The 17,966-nt window shown below is 45.5% G+C and carries 20 protein-coding genes; 10 read left to right on the top strand and 10 right to left on the bottom strand.

Annotated features, from left to right (window positions below):
• The 9 genes from ACLWBD_RS01635 to ACLWBD_RS01595 all read right to left on the bottom strand — a co-directional run bounded on the left by ACLWBD_RS01635 (position 1) and on the right by ACLWBD_RS01595 (position 8,434).
• Complete coding sequence (locus ACLWBD_RS01635; RefSeq protein ID WP_063206150.1) at positions 1-861, bottom strand: Ku protein; 861 nt, start codon at positions 859-861, stop codon at positions 1-3.
• A gap of 105 nt (positions 862-966) precedes the next feature.
• Positions 967-1,842: a GNAT family N-acetyltransferase gene (locus ACLWBD_RS01630; protein ID WP_413569303.1), complete on the bottom strand. Its 876-nt coding sequence runs from the start codon at positions 1,840-1,842 to the stop codon at positions 967-969.
• Positions 1,843-1,941: 99 nt separating this feature from the next.
• Positions 1,942-2,958, bottom strand: coding sequence for an L-threonylcarbamoyladenylate synthase (locus tag ACLWBD_RS01625; protein ID WP_063206148.1), 1,017 nt, complete (start codon positions 2,956-2,958; stop codon positions 1,942-1,944).
• Positions 2,959-2,961: 3 nt separating this feature from the next.
• Complete coding sequence (locus ACLWBD_RS01620; RefSeq protein WP_413569302.1) at positions 2,962-5,508, bottom strand: ABC transporter permease; 2,547 nt, start codon at positions 5,506-5,508, stop codon at positions 2,962-2,964.
• Entirely contained in the window at positions 5,508-6,173 is a 666-nt protein-coding gene (locus tag ACLWBD_RS01615; RefSeq protein WP_063206146.1) for an ABC transporter ATP-binding protein, read from the bottom strand. The genes ACLWBD_RS01620 and ACLWBD_RS01615 overlap by 1 nt, the downstream gene beginning before the upstream one ends.
• Positions 6,170-6,793, bottom strand: coding sequence for an arylesterase (locus ACLWBD_RS01610; protein ID WP_063206145.1), 624 nt, complete (start codon positions 6,791-6,793; stop codon positions 6,170-6,172). Before ACLWBD_RS01610 ends, ACLWBD_RS01615 begins: the two co-directional genes overlap by 4 nt.
• 65 nt (positions 6,794-6,858) lie before the next feature.
• A complete protein-coding gene (locus tag ACLWBD_RS01605) occupies positions 6,859-7,206 on the bottom strand; it encodes an RNA recognition motif domain-containing protein (protein WP_063206144.1) in 348 nt (115 codons plus the stop codon).
• 127 nt (positions 7,207-7,333) lie between these two features.
• A complete protein-coding gene (locus ACLWBD_RS01600) occupies positions 7,334-7,819 on the bottom strand; it encodes a YajQ family cyclic di-GMP-binding protein (protein ID WP_041871405.1) in 486 nt (161 codons plus the stop codon).
• 141 nt (positions 7,820-7,960) lie between these two features.
• Positions 7,961-8,434: an FKBP-type peptidyl-prolyl cis-trans isomerase gene (locus tag ACLWBD_RS01595; protein WP_063244836.1), complete on the bottom strand. Its 474-nt coding sequence runs from the start codon at positions 8,432-8,434 to the stop codon at positions 7,961-7,963.
• Between the two features lie 159 nt (positions 8,435-8,593).
• On the opposite strand from ACLWBD_RS01595, the gene ACLWBD_RS01590 reads away from it, so the two are divergent.
• The 8 genes from ACLWBD_RS01590 to ACLWBD_RS01555 all read left to right on the top strand — a co-directional run bounded on the left by ACLWBD_RS01590 (position 8,594) and on the right by ACLWBD_RS01555 (position 16,081).
• On the top strand, positions 8,594-9,127 hold the full coding sequence (locus ACLWBD_RS01590) for an HNH endonuclease (RefSeq protein WP_081112153.1): 534 nt from the start codon (positions 8,594-8,596) through the stop codon (positions 9,125-9,127).
• A gap of 2 nt (positions 9,128-9,129) precedes the next feature.
• Entirely contained in the window at positions 9,130-9,579 is a 450-nt protein-coding gene (locus ACLWBD_RS01585; RefSeq protein WP_413569301.1) for a GNAT family N-acetyltransferase, read from the top strand.
• A gap of 21 nt (positions 9,580-9,600) precedes the next feature.
• A complete protein-coding gene (locus ACLWBD_RS01580; RefSeq protein WP_413569300.1) occupies positions 9,601-11,238 on the top strand; it encodes a hypothetical protein in 1,638 nt (545 codons plus the stop codon).
• Positions 11,238-12,566, top strand: coding sequence for an AmpG family muropeptide MFS transporter (locus ACLWBD_RS01575; RefSeq protein ID WP_063206626.1), 1,329 nt, complete (start codon positions 11,238-11,240; stop codon positions 12,564-12,566). The genes ACLWBD_RS01580 and ACLWBD_RS01575 overlap by 1 nt, the downstream gene beginning before the upstream one ends.
• Positions 12,567-12,672: 106 nt before the next feature.
• Entirely contained in the window at positions 12,673-13,941 is a 1,269-nt protein-coding gene (locus ACLWBD_RS01570) for an NAD(P)/FAD-dependent oxidoreductase (RefSeq protein WP_063206141.1), read from the top strand.
• A gap of 51 nt (positions 13,942-13,992) precedes the next feature.
• The gene (locus tag ACLWBD_RS01565) at positions 13,993-15,102 is read left to right on the top strand and encodes a 3-oxoacyl-[acyl-carrier-protein] synthase III C-terminal domain-containing protein (protein ID WP_413569299.1); all 1,110 of its coding nucleotides are present in this window, start codon (positions 13,993-13,995) and stop codon (positions 15,100-15,102) included.
• The gene (locus ACLWBD_RS01560; RefSeq protein WP_413569298.1) at positions 15,099-15,596 is read left to right on the top strand and encodes a hypothetical protein; all 498 of its coding nucleotides are present in this window, start codon (positions 15,099-15,101) and stop codon (positions 15,594-15,596) included. Before ACLWBD_RS01565 ends, ACLWBD_RS01560 begins: the two co-directional genes overlap by 4 nt.
• 50 nt (positions 15,597-15,646) lie before the next feature.
• Positions 15,647-16,081 carry a GFA family protein gene (locus ACLWBD_RS01555; RefSeq protein ID WP_373998767.1) on the top strand — a complete coding sequence of 145 codons (435 nt, stop codon included), beginning with the start codon at positions 15,647-15,649 and terminating at the stop codon, positions 16,079-16,081.
• On the opposite strand, the gene ACLWBD_RS01550 is transcribed toward ACLWBD_RS01555, so the two are convergent.
• Positions 16,078-16,668 (bottom strand): ATP-binding protein, encoded by a 591-nt coding sequence (locus ACLWBD_RS01550; protein WP_413569297.1) that lies wholly within the window; start codon positions 16,666-16,668, stop codon positions 16,078-16,080. The genes ACLWBD_RS01555 and ACLWBD_RS01550 overlap by 4 nt on opposite strands.
• Before the next feature lie 289 nt (positions 16,669-16,957).
• On the opposite strand from ACLWBD_RS01550, the gene ACLWBD_RS01545 reads away from it, so the two are divergent.
• On the top strand, positions 16,958-17,479 hold the full coding sequence (locus ACLWBD_RS01545) for a DUF488 family protein (RefSeq protein ID WP_413569296.1): 522 nt from the start codon (positions 16,958-16,960) through the stop codon (positions 17,477-17,479).
• Positions 17,480-17,540: 61 nt separating this feature from the next.
• Complete coding sequence (locus ACLWBD_RS01540; protein WP_413569295.1) at positions 17,541-17,954, top strand: DUF1801 domain-containing protein; 414 nt, start codon at positions 17,541-17,543, stop codon at positions 17,952-17,954.
• Positions 17,955-17,966: the final 12 nt, after the last annotated feature.

Here is a 17,966-nt window from a genome sequence, read left to right as displayed (position 1 = left end):
TTACCTCCGACTGGAGTTAGCCGCACGCTTCGTCGGCGCACGGGAAGAAGTTCTTTCCTTCTTGTTTTTGGCTTCGATACTTTTTCTTAAAAGTGGCAAGAGATCGACGACATTCGTAGATTCCTCCACGCGTTCTTCTTTGGGAGCTTCTTCGACAAACTTTCCTTTGCCTTGTTTTACTTTGGCTTGGATACGCTTCATCAAGTCTTCGTAATAGGTGTCTTTGTATTTTTCAGGCTTCCATTTCGATGTCATGCCCTTGATCAAGTCTTCGGCCATCTTGAGCTCTCGATCACTGAAGTTCACTTTTTTGTTCACTTCTTTCATGTAATCGACTTCTTTAATGTCCTTCACGGCGTGTGCAAAACGCAAAAGTTCTAAGACAAGATAATCTCCACGCGCCATGATGGCGCAAAGATGTTGCTTTGTACGAATAACAATTTTAGCGACAGCGACTTTTTTTGTGTGCTCTAAAGCTTCTTTTAGAAGGAAGTAGCCTTTCTCGGCGCCTTTTTGTGGAGCCAAGTAGTAGGGCTTTTCAAAAAGCATCGTATCAATCTCATCAAGCAAAACAAAATCCTCAATATCGATGGTCTTTGTTGCTTTGGGATTGGCTCTATCAAAATCCGTGTCGTTCATGACAACGTATTGGCCTGATTTGTATTCAAAGCCTTTGACAATACGGTCATAGGGAACTTCACGACCGGTTTTAGCGTTGATCTTTCGATACTGAATATGGGAAAGATCTTTTCCATCTAGAAGTGAGAAGTGGATGTCTCTGTCCTGCTGGGCACTTTGCAGTGAAACGGGAATATTCAAAAGACCGAAGCTGATACTGCCCTTCCAAATATTTGAACGCATACTCCCTCCTATCTCTATAAAAGTAGTCGGGATCAGGGAAGGACACAAAACGAAGAAAAGGCCTGTGATAAAACTCACAGGCCCCTTAATGTGGCAAATCAAAAACTATACTTGAGTCTCATCCAGCTTGAACTTTTTCCACAAAGTTCTGTTGAGATCCTCGCGCTGAAGAATCGTCAAGAAATCGATGCACTGAAATTCGCGATCCCATGCCGGCTCTCCACCTAAAGAAGCGCCAATCTTTAAATAAGCGCGACAAAGAGGTGGAAGAAGTTCTTCGGCCTGAGCTCTCTGAGTCTCCGTGAGAGGGCCGCGAACTTCATCCAAGAAATAGCTAAGCATAGGCATCGTGAAAGCTAAAGTCGGACGAGTGCGGAAGTTTGAAAACACGCGTCCTTCTTCTTCGAAATAACGAGTTAACAAAGCGGCATCACGCGGATCATCGGTTTTCACCGTCGCACAACCGAAAAGAAGCTTCGCTTCGGTGGCTGCCATGTATTCCGCGATCCCCTTCCAAAGAAGAGAGATCAAAATTCCACGGCGATGATCCTTGTGGATGCACGCGCGCCCCAATTCAAGCTTCACTCCCGGTTGCTGCATAATATTGCCCATCATGAACTCTTTAGAGGAATAAAAGTTCTGAGTGAACAAAGAGCAATTCAATCGGTAAGTGCCCACAATCTTGTCCGAGCGCTTTTCTTTAATAATTAAATGATCACAGTCAAAGTCGAACTCATCCACATCCACGCCGTGCAGGGCTTTTTTACCCAGCATTTCGCGATGGAACACTTCATAGCGTAAAGCCAGAGCTTCCTTCAGCTCGTCAACATTGGTGACGGTCTTGATTTCGAAAGGGCCTACCTCGCTGCGAATTTCAACTTTAGGTTTGAATTTGTGGATACGGTTTAGGCGCAGTTGATAGAACGACTGCAGATTCAAGGAAACACGCTCAAGGCTGGTGTACGCTAGCGAGTTGATCATAAGGCCCCTCCCTTTTAATCAACTTCAGTGTAGCGATCTTTAAAATGCAAAATTGTCAGAAGTCTTTTAGGATTCTGTTGTTAGACACTAACAAAGTTCCTACAGAATCAGTGAAGCGGCTTTATTCAGACGATCAAACAGGGATTCCCATCTTTCACCCGCCTGATGGGCTTCGCGATAGAATAGAATGCAGTCTGGACCTTGGGCTGCCACTTCGCGAAGCTTTCCGTAAAATTCGCGCGTCGCTAGCAAGGGGTCCTCGGACAAACGCAAAACCGCATGTGTCGCGATTCCACCTTTGGGTTTTATGATCTTAATGCTTTCGATCTCATCGGGAAGCTGGTTGATCTTTTGATTCACTTCTTTAAGAACATCGGCGGCGTCTCGTTGAGGATCAAGGCAGACAATGAGAGGGACTGGAGGCATGTAATGATGCTTCATGTGCCCCGGCGACTCGCGCTTATCCACTTGCTCAATAAATTCAAACGTAAAACCCTTATCGCTAAGAACTTTCGCGATATCCGACTTTAAAATATGCCCGCGTCTTAAAATAGAAAGCTCCACTTTGTCGGGACGGTGACGAACTAATAAAACGGTCGACTCAATACCAATTTGGCAATCTCCGCCATCCACAACGAAGACGTTTTCGTTTTTAAACTCCACACGCACGTGGCTTGCCGAAGTCGGAGATGTACGACCAAACTTATTGGCGCTCGGTGCCGCCAGTGGAACTCCCACTTGCTGAAGAAGCTCTAAAGCCAAGGGGTGATTCGGCATGCGCAATCCAACAGAGTCTAAGCCCGACGTGATCATCAAATTCACAGAAGGGTCTCGCGGCAAAATCATCGTTAAAGGTCCTGGCCAAAAAACTTCCGCCAACGCCTGACTTGCGGGCCCCCAATAGGCCGTCACTTTTTTTGCTTGTTCAATAGAGGCGACGTGAACGATCAAGGGATCAAAAAAAGGACGTTCTTTCGTGGTAAAGATCTTTTCGATCGCCGAAGGGATGTCAATACGAGCGGCTAAACCGTAAACAGTCTCGGTGGGAAGTCCAATAACTCCCCCCTCATCCAAGATTGTTTTCGCTTTTGCTAATGCCTCGTTCGGCGTCATCATTGATTACTTTTCCTCGCGCAAGATACCCAGAGCACTCTCTTTTACAGTATCTAGGCTTGCAAGGAAAGAAATCAATAAGCTTAATGCCGTGATAATCAAAACCGAGATCAACGGCTGTGCCCAAGAAAGCTTAAAGTCGCCTTCAAAAATGAAGGTGTTCAAAGAAAAACTCACGACAATGCTTAAAAGAGCGCCGGTTAACGCCGAAAGGAAAGACAAGAAGGCAAATTCCACAAGAATGAAGCTTGCAACTTCCCCTCCAGAAGCCCCCAGAATTTTAAGCATATTGAGTTCCCAACGACGAAGCTTGATCTGACTGCGAACGATCGAGAAAAGAACGATATATCCGGTTATTAGTGCTAAAGCGGCCATCAGCTCCAGCGACCAACTCATTTTTTCGGCCGTTTTCAGAACATCATCCACAGCACGGACCACATCGATCACCGAGACATTTGAAAACGTCGCCGCGATTTCGTTTTGCAACTGTGCACGCTTGTCTTCTGGTAAGAAAGGAATCGCTGCAATCCAGGTTTTCGGTGCCTCATTAAGGACACCGTTTTGCACCAAGATAAAGAAATTCGGCTGAAAGCTTGTCCATTTTACTTTGCGCAGATTTATGATCTGCCCTTCGACCTCAACCCCTTGAACGTCAAAAACCAAAGTGTCGCCCACATGAAAACCCATGCGATCAGCAAAACGCACTTCCACTGAGAGTTCGGCTTTGGTTTGAGTGTCTGGATTAAAGTTTCCCGAAAAAGGACGACCTTCAACAATGTATTCCGACGCGGAAAGATCGTGACGGTAAGAAAGATTCACCCCGCGATTGCGGAACCGAGCTTCCCGTTCTTCTTCACGGGTCTTAAAGCCTTGTTCTTCAATTTTTCTTTCGTAGTCTTGGCCATTCACTTTCAAGATGCGTGCACGCACCAACGGCGAAAGTCCCAAAGCCTGAACTTGGTCTTTATCCAGAACCTGCTGAACCCCAGGAAGTTGTTCATCTTGGATATCAAACATGAAAAGAGAAGGAACTTTCCCACGTCCTTCAAATTGGAATTCCGCCTGGAGCGAGTTTTTTAGTTGAGGCAGAATATTGATCAGCAAAGCTCCAAGACCTAACGCAACAAAGATCGCAAGGCTTGCTCCCGCTCGGCGAGAAAGACTTAAGAAACTGAACTTTAAAAACCAACGGCGGAAGTGTTTTAGCATTCCCGCAAGCTTCACAGTTGCGTAACCGATAATCAGCAGAAGTGCGATTACCGCGATCATCGCACCGACAAAAGCACTGCCGGTTTTCCAAGAATGAGCCTGATAAACGCTTAAGAAGTAAAAAAGAATCAAACTTGGCAAGAACGTCCAATATCTTCTTGTGCCCTCTCCCACCGCGAATTTTTCTTCACTGAAAAGTTTATTAGCTCGAAGATCAAAGATTTTAACCAAGAATGGCAAGCTCACAATGAAACTTCCAAAGATCGCCATGAAAAGACAAATCAGAATCGCTTCGGCATTGACATGCGGCTGCAAATCAAAAGGCGTAAAGCTTGCAAGAAGTCCACTTAAAACCGGTAAGATCAAGTGGCTTAAAATGAGCGTCGGAACAGTGGCGATCAATCCCAGCAAAGACGCCTGCAAGATATAAACACTGACAGCCTGCCAGCTTTGCAAACCCAAGGTTCTTAAGATCGCAATCTCTTTCATACGAGTCGAAAGAAACAAGCGATAAATATAGGCGGCCCCTAAAGCAGACATGAAAAGAGCCACGATGGAAACAAGCCCTAAATAGTCCGATAGATAACCTAACTGTCTTCCTGAATCCTCACCTGCGGAAGAAGGCGTATCTACATTCACGGCCGGATCTGACAAGGCTTGATACATGCTTTCACGTAAAACCAGTTCATCCGTCTTCGCGGGAAGTTTTAGAAGGTAAGCCAAAGTAAAAGTACTGCCGAATTGAAGAAGACCTGACTTTGGCAAAAGTTCACGATTGATAAAGATACGCGGGGCTAGATTTGCCGCGCGGAAAGTTTGAGTCGCGTCTTTTTTTACTAAATCAGTGATCTTGAGCTTTAAATTACCCAGTGTAATTTCATCACCCGCATCAAGGCCTAATTGAGATTTCAGCTCGGGGTAGATCCAGGTCGTCTCGGACTGCATGATGGATTTTTCAGTATCATTCTTAACGACATTGCCGGATTCAAGCTCGAGCTCTCCATAAAACGGATAAGCAGAATCGATCGCCTTCACTAAAACCAGACGAGATCCTTTTGCGGAATTGATCATCGCAAAGAATTCATAGACTTTAGATTCTTCTGTCCCCCTAGGATACACGCCACGCATCTTCTGTACTTCCTCGTCCGTCAACTCACGACGAGCAGACACAGCCAGATCCGCAGATAAGATGGATTTCGCGTTGGCGGTGATCTCTTTTTCTAAAGCCGTGTTGAAAGCTTGCAAAGAAACAAAACCAGTAAGGCCTAAGCTTAAATTAAAAATAAAAAACAAACCGAAGCGCCAGCTGCGCAGAAGTTCACGGACTGCCAGTCTGATTAACATTAGACTTCCCTCAAGCGGCCCTCTTCAAGACGAAGAGTCCTTTCACATTTTTTTGCCAAAGCTTCACTGTGAGTGACAAGGATCGTAGTGATCTTATGTTTGCGAACGATATCAAAGAAGACATCCATCACTTTATCACCTGTATGCGTATCTAAATTTCCGCTTGGTTCGTCAGCCAAAAGGATTTTCGGCTTTACCACCAACGCCCTGGCGATGGCGACACGCTGGCACTCACCGCCACTCAATTGACTCGGGAAGTGATTCAAACGATGGCCTAAACCTAATTCTTCCAAGGCTTCTTTGGCTTTTTCGCGAGGGCCCTCAATCTTTAAAATTTCTAAAGCCAGCATGACGTTTTCTAGAGCCGTTAAGTGCGCGATCAAATGATATTGCTGAAAAACGATGGCAATATTTTGCGCACGGAAAAGAGTGATTTCTTGCTCACTTAAAGGCGTCAGGTTCACTTTATCGACAAGGATTTCACCGCCGTCAGCTCTTTCTAGCCCCGCCAGGATTGAAAGCAACGTCGACTTACCACTCCCCGATTGTCCGACGATAGAGACGACTTGGCCTGGCTCAATAGAAACATCCAAACCCTTAAGAACTTGAATTTCAGTTTCACCTTGGCGGAAACTTTTACGGACATCATTAAGAACTAAGCTCACAGCTCCCCCTTCAGAACTTGGAAGATATTTTCAGCGATAATCTTATGGCCTTCTTCATTGGGATGAATGCCGTCTGCTAAATTGTATTTTGGATTTCCGGCAACCTTGTCTAAGACAAAAGGAATAAAAGTAACTTTGTACTTCTTTGCCAATGACTCGTACATTTTTTTAAATTTGTCGGTGTAGGCGACACCATAGTTAGGTGGCATATAAAGCCCGCCTAAAATCACGCGCACCTTTTGAGAATTTGCGTACTCTATTGCTTCAGACAGATTTTTTTGGCTGTCTTCGATTTTCAATCCACGAAGGCCATCATTCGCGCCCAGTACAAGCAACACGGCTTCGGGCTTGGATTTAAAAAGCCACTTCATGCGGGAAATACCGGACGCCGTTGTTGAACCACTGACTCCGGAATTCACCACGGTCCATTCTTTCTTTCCGGACTCGTGCAATTTTTTTTCAAGAAGCGCGGGATAAGCTGCATCCTTCGCCACGCCATAACCTTCGGTGAGTGAATCCCCCAAGACGATCAGTTTTTTTTGCGCGTAAGAAAAGGAACTTGTGAATAGAAAAAGAGAGAAAACTAAAATACTTCGACGTGAAAATAAAAAAGGTCTCATAGAAGAACTATGAGACCTTTTGTTAGACACTATGACAAGTCTGACTAAGTCAAACTTCGGGCGTCTTAGTTACGAGGACCGCGAGGGCCACCGAAACCACGACCACCACCGCCGCCACCGCGACCGCCACCGAAGCCACCACGACGAGGACCACCCTCGCGAGGAGCTTGAGGACGAGCCTCAGAAACGTTGATAGCACGGCCTGAAAGTTCAATGCCGTTAGCTTTTTCGATAGCAGTGTCAGCTGCGTTATCATCAGCCATTTCAACGAAGCCGAAACCTTTTGAACGGCCTGTTTCTCTGTCCATGATTACTTTTGCTGAATCAACCGCACCGAATTGTGCGAAGTGCTGATGAAGAGCTTCATCATCTACTGAATAAGGCAAGTTGCCTACGTATAATTTCTTAGCCACAAAGACCTCCTGTGGATTCCAAAAAAAACCCGAGGAAGCCTTCGAACCATATAAAATCGAGAACACTCACACGGGAACCTAAACTTAATTTAGGCTAGCATAGCCTAAATTCTGTGCAAGCCCAATTTTACGCTCTCATATTATTATATTGTAAGGGAACGGGGAAGTTACCGCCCCGTACAAGTTTGATGCACTCTTGAAGCTCATCAATGCTTTTAGATGTGATCTTCAGTTTATCGTCCGCGATTTGTGGTTGGACTTTCAGTTTTGAGTCTTTAATCAATTTTATGATGTCTTTAGCAACTTCGCGGTCAATCCCTTGTACCAAAGTGACCTTTTGGCGCAACATGCGTCCGCCGGCTTCTTCCATCTTCTCAAACTTAATTGCCTTAATATCTATGCCGCGTCGATGAAGTTTCGTCTGCAGGATACTTCCCATGGCCTCAACTTTATAATCGTCTTCAGCCAGCAAAGTGATTTCTTTTTTATCCCACTGGATCTCAGCTTTACTTCCTTTAAAGTCGTAACGCCCTTCCACCTCTTTACGAGCCTGGTTGATAGCATTATCAACTTCTTGAACATCAACTTCCGAAACAATATCAAACGACGGCATTATTTCCTCAACATAAAGGTTGATCAAAAAGGTTCAGATACGAGGCGGAGGGTTTTTTCCGCAGCGGAGGCGTGCTAGCAGCACGTCGGAGAGAAGGAAAAGGCCCGACAACGAAGTAGATGGGCCTTTTTCATCAACCGATTAGTGACCAGCGTTTCCATGGAGGCCGTGTGGATGCCCATGCAAAACTTCTTCAGTCGTTGCTTCACGGATCAAAACCATTTCAATCGCAAATTCTAGATCTTGTCCCGCTAGAGGATGATTTCCATCAAGCGTAACAGAGTCGTCTGTGATTTTTGAAACACGGACGATGTGAGCGCCGTGACCCAATTCCAAACGAAGGTGCGCGCCAACTTCCAATTGCGGAAGGTGTGCAAGTTCTTGCTTAGGTACATCCATGAACATGTTATCTTTCACTTCACCGTAAGCGTCTTTGGCTGCCAATTTCACAGTTTTTTTATCGCCTTCTTTAAGGTCTTTGATTTCTTCTTCCAATTTAGGAATGATTTGACCAGAGCCTTCTAGGAACGGAAGTGGTTGTCCCTTCTCAGAAGCATCTAATACGTTGCCATCAGGTCCTTTTAAAACGTAATTGAATGCCAAAACTCTTCTCATTTTGATGCCTCCTTGTGGCTTTAAGTTCGCGGTATCTCATTGATACTGGCCTTTTTCAACCTATAACACCCAGTTCTTTTGATTATTTAAGAGAGGGGCTTGAAATCTGCTGTCCGACTTCGATATAATTTAAGATAGGATCGCCTGAGGGGGGAACGCATGATGCACATGTCCTCACTGAGGTCTTTATTGCTCAACTCCAGTTACGAACCTATGAGGGTTGTAAGTTGGCAAAAGGCCTTGGTATTGTGGTTTCAGGGTAAAGTCGAGATTCTCGAATATCACTCTGAGTTTGCTCGGTCTGTTCAACGGAGGTTTCAACTTCCCAGTGTCTTGCGGCTGAAAAGTTACGTAAGACCTCGAACCGCCGGTGCCGTGCGGTTCTGCCGTGAAAATGTTTATATCCGCGATAATTATACCTGTCAGTACTGCGCTACCAAACTTCCCGCCAAACAGCTCACTTTAGATCACGTTGTTCCCGCTTCTCAAAATGGCCCTAAAAACTGGACGAATGTCGTTTCGGCTTGTCGAGAGTGCAATCAAAGAAAAGCCAACCGCACACCACGCACAGCAAATATGCCTTTACTCACAGAGCCTCGCGCACCAAACTGGTTGCCAACATTGCAGCTAGAAATCAGTGAGGATCATGTCCCACCTGATTGGGCGCCCTACTTAAGGCTGAGTACAGGATAGAAGTGAACTACGAAATCAGACAAATAACCACCCAAGAACTTTTGCCATTAAGGCAAAAAGTTTTAAAGCCATTTTTGCGTGTCGAAGAATGCGAAGTGGATGGCGACTACCTTCATTCCACATTCCATTTTGGTCTTTATACTGACGGAAAACTCGCCTCTATCGCGACGTTCGTGCAAGAAGCACATCCAAACTTTCCCGCAAAACTTTCGTATCGCTTACGAGGAATGGCCACGCACGACGCTCATCAAGGCCAGGGGTTGGGAGGAAAACTTCTGACTTATGGAGAAAATTTCTTGCGAGGTCGTGGTTGTGATTTTCTTTGGTTCAATGCTCGCATCAAAGCCTTTCCGTTTTATGAAAGACTGGGCTTCGCCTACTACGGACCTCTGTTTGATATCAAAGACATCGGGCCCCATAAAGTCATGTACAAGAGTTTGATTCCTCGTTAACCTCTTCAGAGGAGGAATCGAGTGAATACGGACGTTCACAATCAGCTAACCTCAGCACTCACCACTATCATTAGCGAGACCAATGGCATCTCGCTTTCTGACACTATTGATCTTTTGATCACTTCCGATTTGCAAACTCAGCATCCAGAAGCTTTCGAACAAGTCTCTGAATTTAGAGAACTGTTAAATCGATTTCAAATCAACCAAGTGTCGATCAGCGCTTTGTTAAAGCATCCTGTTTCTGCGGCCCTCGCCGAATTCTTCAAAAACTTTCCCTTAAAGTACAATGAAGAACATATCCACTTAACAGGTGCCATCACTGCCGAATACATTTATCCGCGTTTGATGAAACTTTTAGAGGGCCCGAACAAAGACATTTACGAAAAAAAGATTAAAGAAGTTTACGGTGATAGCGCATTTCCCATCCGATCAGTACAAGATGTGGAAAAACTTATCAGCCTGCAAGAGAACGAAGGCTTTTCCCGCTATCTAAAAATCTTGTATCTTCCAAAATTGATTTTTACTTCTCGTGAAGCGCACAAAGATGCAGCCTTCCACATGGCTGAAGAACTTTATAACAAACACAATGTCGGTCGCATTCGTTTGAAGTTTTCTTTGTCTCGCGCAAGTTCAAGCTCTTCAGAACAAATCCCTGGCATTGATGATGTGACGTCGGAAGATGTCGTGCTGGGTTTGTATGATGGGTTCAAGAAATTCCAGGAAAAGCATCCTGATTTTGATTTCATTCTATCTCCTTCATTCAGAAAAGAAGCCAATCAATTTGATGCTGATAAATACAAAACGCGCCAAGACCATTTTATGGATCAAGTGAACGATCTGGTAGCCATGTTAGATAAATATCCTTTCTTAGTGCGCTACTTGAAAGACGTCGACACTGTCGGAGATGAAAGAGAGCTTTACCGCAAGGAACATTTCAACGAAATGCAGGCGGGCTTCCGAAAACTTCAGTACCGTGGATTTAAAATCCGCTCGCATCACGGTGAAACTTGGCACACACTTAAAAAAGGTATTCAAGCAGTCGATAACGCCATGAATATCTGGCACATCGACACTCTAGAGCACGGAATCAGCTTGGGAATCAACCCCAACAAATATTTCCACCATATCTATCAAGACATCAAAGCCAAGAATAAAAAAGGTCAGCCGATTGGTGAAAAAGATCCATTGTATCGAGAACTTGTTGAACTGGATTGGGGCTTCAACCGAGCTGTTCTTGAAAAGCTTTTAAAGGGAACTGTTCTTACCAACGAAGAAGACATCCTTTTCGTCAAAGCAAAGTTTCACACCGCTCGCGAGGTTGAACATTATCAGCACGATGTTTTGAACCGTATGATCCAAAAAGGTGTGACATTGGTGTCGCTGCCTTCTTCAAATAACAAGCTGACCGGAAAATTTGAAGATTACAAAGACCACCCCTTTTCTTGGTGGGAGAAAAAAGGCGTTCAATTGGGTGTCGGTACCGACAACTACGTGACACTGAATACGAATTTCATCTCTGAGATGTTGATTCTTCTTTACACCGACGCCGTAAACTTAAAAATTACTAAATTACTTATGGTGACGACAGGTGAAACTCGTCGTCCTTACATCAGTCACCTTCTTTGGAAGATGAGAAAAAAACTAAGAAAGAACAGCTAGTGACCGCAACAACGAAAAAATCGACGAAGCCTTCGTGGACTCAAACTCTTCGCGCCGTAACTCGACCCAAAGTAGCTATTATGCTGGCTTTGGGTTTTTCTTCAGGCCTTCCTTTTATGCTGGTCGGAAATACTTTGGGTTTCTGGTTGCGCGAATCGGGAATCACCCTTGCGACAATTGGTTTTCTGTCGTGGGTGGGGCTCGCCTATTCTTTAAAATTTTTGTGGGCGCCGCTGATCGATAAAGCCAACGCACCGATCATCGGCAAACTTTTAGGTCGTCGCCGTGGATGGATGGTGTTATCGCAGATCCTCATCGGCGCAGCACTTTTTGGAATGTCAGTCATAAAGCCTGAAGGCGGATTGATGCTTTTTACGGGGCTTGCAGCGTTAGCTGCTTTTGCCTCGGCCACTCAGGACATTGTGGTGGATGCTTGGAGGATTGAAGTTTCTGACGCCAGTGAAGACATGGCGCTACTTTCATCCGCATATCAGCTGGGATACCGCGCTTCTTTGTTACTCACAGATGCGCTTATTCTGATCGTTGCGGCTTCTGTCGGCTGGGCCGTTTCTTATTCGATTATGGGTGCCTTGATGGCCGTCGGCCTTGTCGCAACATTGCTTGCGGTAGAACCGGGAAGAAATCTGACGCAACAACAGACGGGCACGATATGGACGGCGCGTGGAATTTTCGATGCGGTCTGTGGCCCCTTCATTGCATTTTTTAAACAGCATGGAAATAAGGCTTTACTTATTCTTGCCGCAGTCAGCTTATACCGCCTTTCTGATTTCATGATGGGCCCTATGGCAAATCCATTTTATGCTGATATCGGAATCACCAAAGAAACTGTTGGGGCTGTTCGCGGTTCTGTCGGCTTGATTGCTTCAGTTGTCGGTGTCGCGGCTGGTGGTCTTGCAGCTGTAAGATTTGGATTTGTATCAACGCTTTTAGTAGGAGCGGTCATCGGACCCGCTTCTAATTTAGGATTCGCTCTTTTAGCTTTGATGGGCGCCAGAAACGATGTCTTCACAGCAGCAATGATCATAGACAATTTCGCTTCTGGTTTTGCGGGCACGGCTTTGGTGGGATACATGTCAAGTCTCACAACATTTGGTTACACTGCAACTCAATACGCTCTTTTAAGTTCTTTCTACGCTTTGCTTGGAAAGGTATTAAAGGGCTTCTCGGGAGTGATGGTGCAGACTTTCTCTGAGGGAAAATCCCTTATGGAGGGCTATGCACTTTTCTTTGTCAGCACAGCCCTTGTAGGTATCCCCGCGCTGCTGCTTTGCATTTTGTTGGTTCGAAGCAACAGGGTCGCTAAATAACAACAAAACTTTTTTTCAGTATTCTGTCATCGCCGCACATTCAGGAAGATAATGATTCCTTCCGTTGCGGCGAGTGCTAGAATGACCTCGTGCAATCGAGGTTTCTATGTCAGCCAAAAAAGTCGTCATTGTCGGTGGTGGATTTGCGGGCTTAAAAGCAGCTCGCGCATTGGGTAACAAAGATGAAGTGTCTGTGACACTGATTGATCGTCGTAACTATCATCTTTTTCAACCTCTTCTTTATCAGGTCGCAACGGCGGGGTTATCTCCCGCAGAAATTTCAGGCCCCATCCGTGGACTCCTCTCAAAATATCAAAACGTTTCTGTTTTCTTAGACAATGTCAAAAGCGTGGACTTACAAAATCGAAAATTAGAAGTCAGTGACCGCACTGTGGATTACGACTATTTGATCTTGGCTTGCGGAGCTAAACACAGCTACTTCGCTCATCCAGAGTGGGAAGAAAATGCGCCTGGGTTGAAAACCTTGGAGCAAGCTACAGAAATTCGCCGTCGTCTTTTGATCGCCTTTGAACTCGCAGAAAAAGAAGAAGATCCTGAAAAACAAAAACAGCATCTTACATTTGTGATTGTCGGCGGAGGCCCCACAGGTGTTGAACTTGCCGGCGCCATTGCTGAAATCAGTCGGCATACACTGACCGAAGATTTCAGGCACATTGATCCTTCACGCACACGCGTGCTTTTGATCGAAGCTGGCAAAAGAATCCTTGCAGCCTTCGATGAATCACTCTCTCGTCAGGCTGCCCGGGACTTGGAAGATCTGGGCGTGCAAATCTGGACGAACACACGCGTGACAGACGTAAAGCCCACGTCCGTCGTCTTAGGGGATGAAATCGTTAAAGCTTCGACTATCCTTTGGGCGGCAGGCGTTCAACCTTCAAGCTTAAATAAATCTTTAGGCGTTCCACTCGATCGTAGCGGTCGCGTGATCATTGAAAAAGATTTAAGCCTTAAGGATCATCGCGAAGTTTTCGTTCTTGGCGATCAAGCCTGCTATATGGGAGACGATGGAAAAGCTTTACCTGGTTTAGCGTCTGTAGCTATGCAACAGGGCGAACATGCCGCTCGTGAGATTTTACAAGAGATCAACGGAAAGCCACGGAGCGAGTTTAAATATCGCGATAAAGGCCAAATGGCCACAATCGGCCGAAGAAAAGCCATTGCACAAATCAATCGCCTGAAGTTCAGCGGATTTTTTGCCTGGCTTCTTTGGTTATTCATTCACGTCTACTATTTAATTGGTTTTAAAAATAAAGTCTTCGTCATCTGGCAGTGGGCTTATGCGTACTTTACATTCAAACGAGGAGCTCGATTGATTGTTGATAAAGAGTGGAGATCACAACCGAAGAGCCCGTGATTCATAACACTGGATCTACCGAAGCTTCCACTGTTCCTGAAGCATTTCGGTATGTACTTACAAAACTTTCACTCCATACAACCACCCTATCCGAAAAACCAAGGCGACGGTCTTAAATGGCTGGCTGCCATCTACAAAGCGGCACAAAAAGATCAAGCCTACTCGGAAGAAGAATACTCAAAACTTCTTTCGCGAGTGGCTTGCTCTGAAACGCAGATTGCGACGCGAAGATTTTTTCTTCCCGATTCGCAGCACACCGAGTGGGATAAGAATCAAATCTATCCGGTGACTCAATCTCCTCGCGGCGTCAGCATGCACCATCGCCACGAGTTTTATCACAAAACAGTGGTCGATCTTTTTAATAAGCTTTACGACGCTCGTGGATTTCCCGATGACATCATTCACGTCAGTTGCACCGGATATGTTTCACCAAGTGCGGCTCAGATGGTGGCGGTGCGAGCACCGAAACCCGTGACGGTCACTCACTCCTATCACATGGGCTGTTATGGCGCCTTTCCTGCCTTGCGTATGGCTTCGGGCTTCTTAGCGAATCAGGAAGTCTTGGGGAAGAAGAAAGCTGTAGACCTCGTTCACACCGAACTTTGCAGTCTGCATTTAAACCCTCAAGATCCGACGCTGGAGCAGATGGTGATTCAAAGTCTTTTTGCCGATGGTGTGATTGCCTACTCTATGACACCAGATAAACCTTCGAAAGGTTTCAAAGTTCATTCCTTATATGAAGAGCTGGTTCCTGAAACCTCAGGCGCGATGGAGTGGATGGTTTCCGACTGGGGAATGAAAATGACTTTATCAAAAGATGTTCCCTCAATGGTTGGACAAAAAATTTGCGATTTCACACATCGCTGGTTGAATGCCCGAGGACTAGATCCGGCTGAAATTTCTAAGAAAGCTCTTTTTGCTGTTCATCCGGGTGGACCAAAAATCATTGATCAAGTCGTAAAGCAGATGGATCTTAAAGATCAACAAGTGCAAGCCAGTCGGGCCCTTCTAAAAGAGCGGGGCAATATGTCTTCGGCGACTTTACCGCATCTTTGGGAAAAGATTCTGGATGACGACAGCATTCCATCCGGCACACCGATAATCAGTTATGCCTTCGGCCCAGGATTAACAATCTGTGCAGGACTTATGGAGAAAGTATGAGCGCGTTTTTGATCGTTTCGGCCGTGCAGGGAGCCGCCATTTTATTTGATGAATTTTTTTTTCACCATAAACGTGGACTTCCGAAATGGGAGGTTATTGGGCACCCCATTGACACAATGACCGTCATTGCATGCTTACTTTTTCTGGCCTTTACGGAAAGAACGCCGACGACGGAAATCATTTATTACGTGATGGCGACGATTTCATGCATCTGTGTCACTAAAGACGAATGGGTGCACAGAAAGTTCTGCTCAGCGGAAGAGATGTGGCTTCACGCCGTTTTATTTATGATGCATCCATTGTCGTTATTCGTAGCAATGTACGAATGGGAAGACAGTCGAGCCGCCTTTGTCGCAGTGGCCGGTGGTGTCTTTGTGTTCCTAGTCTATCAAGTGGTTTATTGGGGATTTCTTGCCGAAAGAATCAGAAAAGCCCGCGTTGAGGCTTCTTATCGCAAAGTGCAGCAAGAAAATGAAGGACCGGCACCATCTTAATGGTGGATTTTATTTTTTCACCATGGGAGGCTTTGGGAACCGGAGGTTCTATGCTTAAAGCCTACCATGGAAGTTGTCACTGCAAGAAAGTTCAATTTGACGTGAACTTAGATGTCTCTCGAGGGATTCATAAATGCAATTGCACTTATTGCGTGAAAACGAAGTATCAGAAAGTCTTCACGAAAGCCGACCAACTCACATTAAAAACCGGTGAAGACTCTTTAACGAATTATCACGCCTCGCCTTCAGGCTGGCCTGAAGGTCACATTCACCACTACTTCTGTAAAAACTGTGGCGTGCAGGTTTATTCCAAAGGTTATTTAGAAATGCCTGAACATGATATTTTCAATGGTTGGTTTTATGCCGTGAACCTTGCGACCATCGACGATGTCACACCGGAAGAAATCATCTCCGCGCCGGTCATCTATGAAGATGGTATTAACGATAATCAGTTAAATCCGCCGAAAGAAACTCGGCATCTTTAAGCTTTATTTAAAAGTGACCTTACAAGGCCCACGACAAGGGATGTTTTTTCTTCCAGTGTCGCTTGGGCTTTGATCTCTTTAAACCCCGGATGAGACCCCCAGGTTTCTCGCAACTGATCTTCGCTTTGTTTGCTTTGTTGATAATCATGAAAACGCAGCTGATTCACTCCGCCGAAGGCTTCCGGTGAAGGCAGTTCCATAAAAAGCACGTGATCAAATTTTGCAAACTCATTTTCTCTGGTCAGACCAAATTGCTTCAAAAAATCTTCGGCGCCTAAAGGCCAAAAGCCCGCGCCATCTAAAGACCCTCGGTCGAAAATGTAAACTTTCGCCAGCGGATGCTGTCGTGGAATGATTTGCTCTAGACCTGCTTGCACTTGAAGAATCGCCTTTTGGAAAGCGCGGATCTGCTCAACATCACCGTGTTGCGGAGCCGGAAAACCTCCCGACAGAAGCACGACCGCACTTTCAGGGACTAACGCGACTTGATCCCCAAAGACGCGTTGAATCTCACGCATCGTGCTGCTTTTTCCTGAAGAGGGCGCTCCCGTTAGCACAATTTTCAGCGGCTTTTGATTCATGGTCATAACTTCTCCTGATTCTATGCTGAGGCATTCATGAGCTCACCGCAACCTTCTTTGTATTTATTCATTGAGATCTAACATAAAGTGCCCGTCCATCGTCAGATCAACGCATTCATTTATCTCTGAAAAATCTGAATCTTTGCGCAAACGTCTTATAATAAATGCTGAATCAGGAGGTTGAAATGCCTAACAAATTCAAAAGCGACAAAACCGATCATATCGCGTCCCACAAGGGCTCTGCTTTGCGCAAGGTGAAAAGTTCGGGAAAGCATTAAGCCTGCCGTTTTTTACGGTGGGCCACTCTACAAGAAGCATCGAAGAGTTTGTCGAACTTTTAAAAGTCGCCGAAGTCCAGGTTGTCGTCGACGTGCGAACAGTGCCAAGATCGCGCACCAATCCACAATATAACAAAGACATTTTACCCAAGAATTTAAAGCCGTTTCATATCGAATATCGCCACATTGCGGAGCTAGGAGGTCTGCGTAGCAAACGTAAAACAATTCCCTTAGCTGAAAATGGATTCTGGCAAAATCAAAGTTTTCATAACTATGCGGACTATGCCCTCTCCGACGAGTTCGTTCATGGATTAGCAAAATTAATTCAGCTAGGCAGAAAAAAACGTTGCGCCATTATGTGCTCTGAAGCCGTGTGGTGGCGTTGCCATCGAAGGATCATCGCTGATTATCTACTCGCCCACGGAGAAACCGTGTTTCACCTCATGGGACGCGATCGCGTGGACACCGCAAAGCTCACCGAAGGAGCTAAAGTTAAATCATCAGAGAAAATATTCTATCCTGCACCTCAGACGCTCTAAGCTTGCGGCCCGAGCTTCTTAAGTTTAGTATATCCCCGACAATCCCTGTGCGGAGGCCCCTATGGCTGTAAAGAAAAAAGTCTTAAAAGCAAAATCACCATCGCAAATGATCGACGCCCGAATTAAAGAACTGAGCGACTGGCGAGGCCAAACACTCCAGCAAATTCGCGAAGTCGTTCAAGAAGCCATTCCTCATGTTACTGAAGAATGGAAGTGGCGTGGCGTTCCGGTTTGGTATTCTGACGGTATGATTTGCACAGGTGAAACGTATAAAGCTGTCGTAAAAATGACTTTTGCCAACGGCGCAAAGTTGAAAGACCCCACAGGACTTTTCAACTCAAGTCTTGAAGGGAATGTTCGTCGCGCTATTGATTTCCGCGAGGGTGAAAAAATCAATAAACGCGCGCTCAAGGCCTTGCTTAAAGAAGCAGCGGCATTGAACAAATCAAAGATAAAAAAGAAAACGAAGCCATGATGGATTATTAAG

The sequence above is a fragment of the Bdellovibrio sp. HCB117 genome, assembly GCF_047305915.1.
Classification (GTDB): domain Bacteria; phylum Bdellovibrionota; class Bdellovibrionia; order Bdellovibrionales; family Bdellovibrionaceae; genus Bdellovibrio; species Bdellovibrio bacteriovorus_B.
This window is presented reverse-complemented; position numbering and strand designations above follow the sequence as displayed.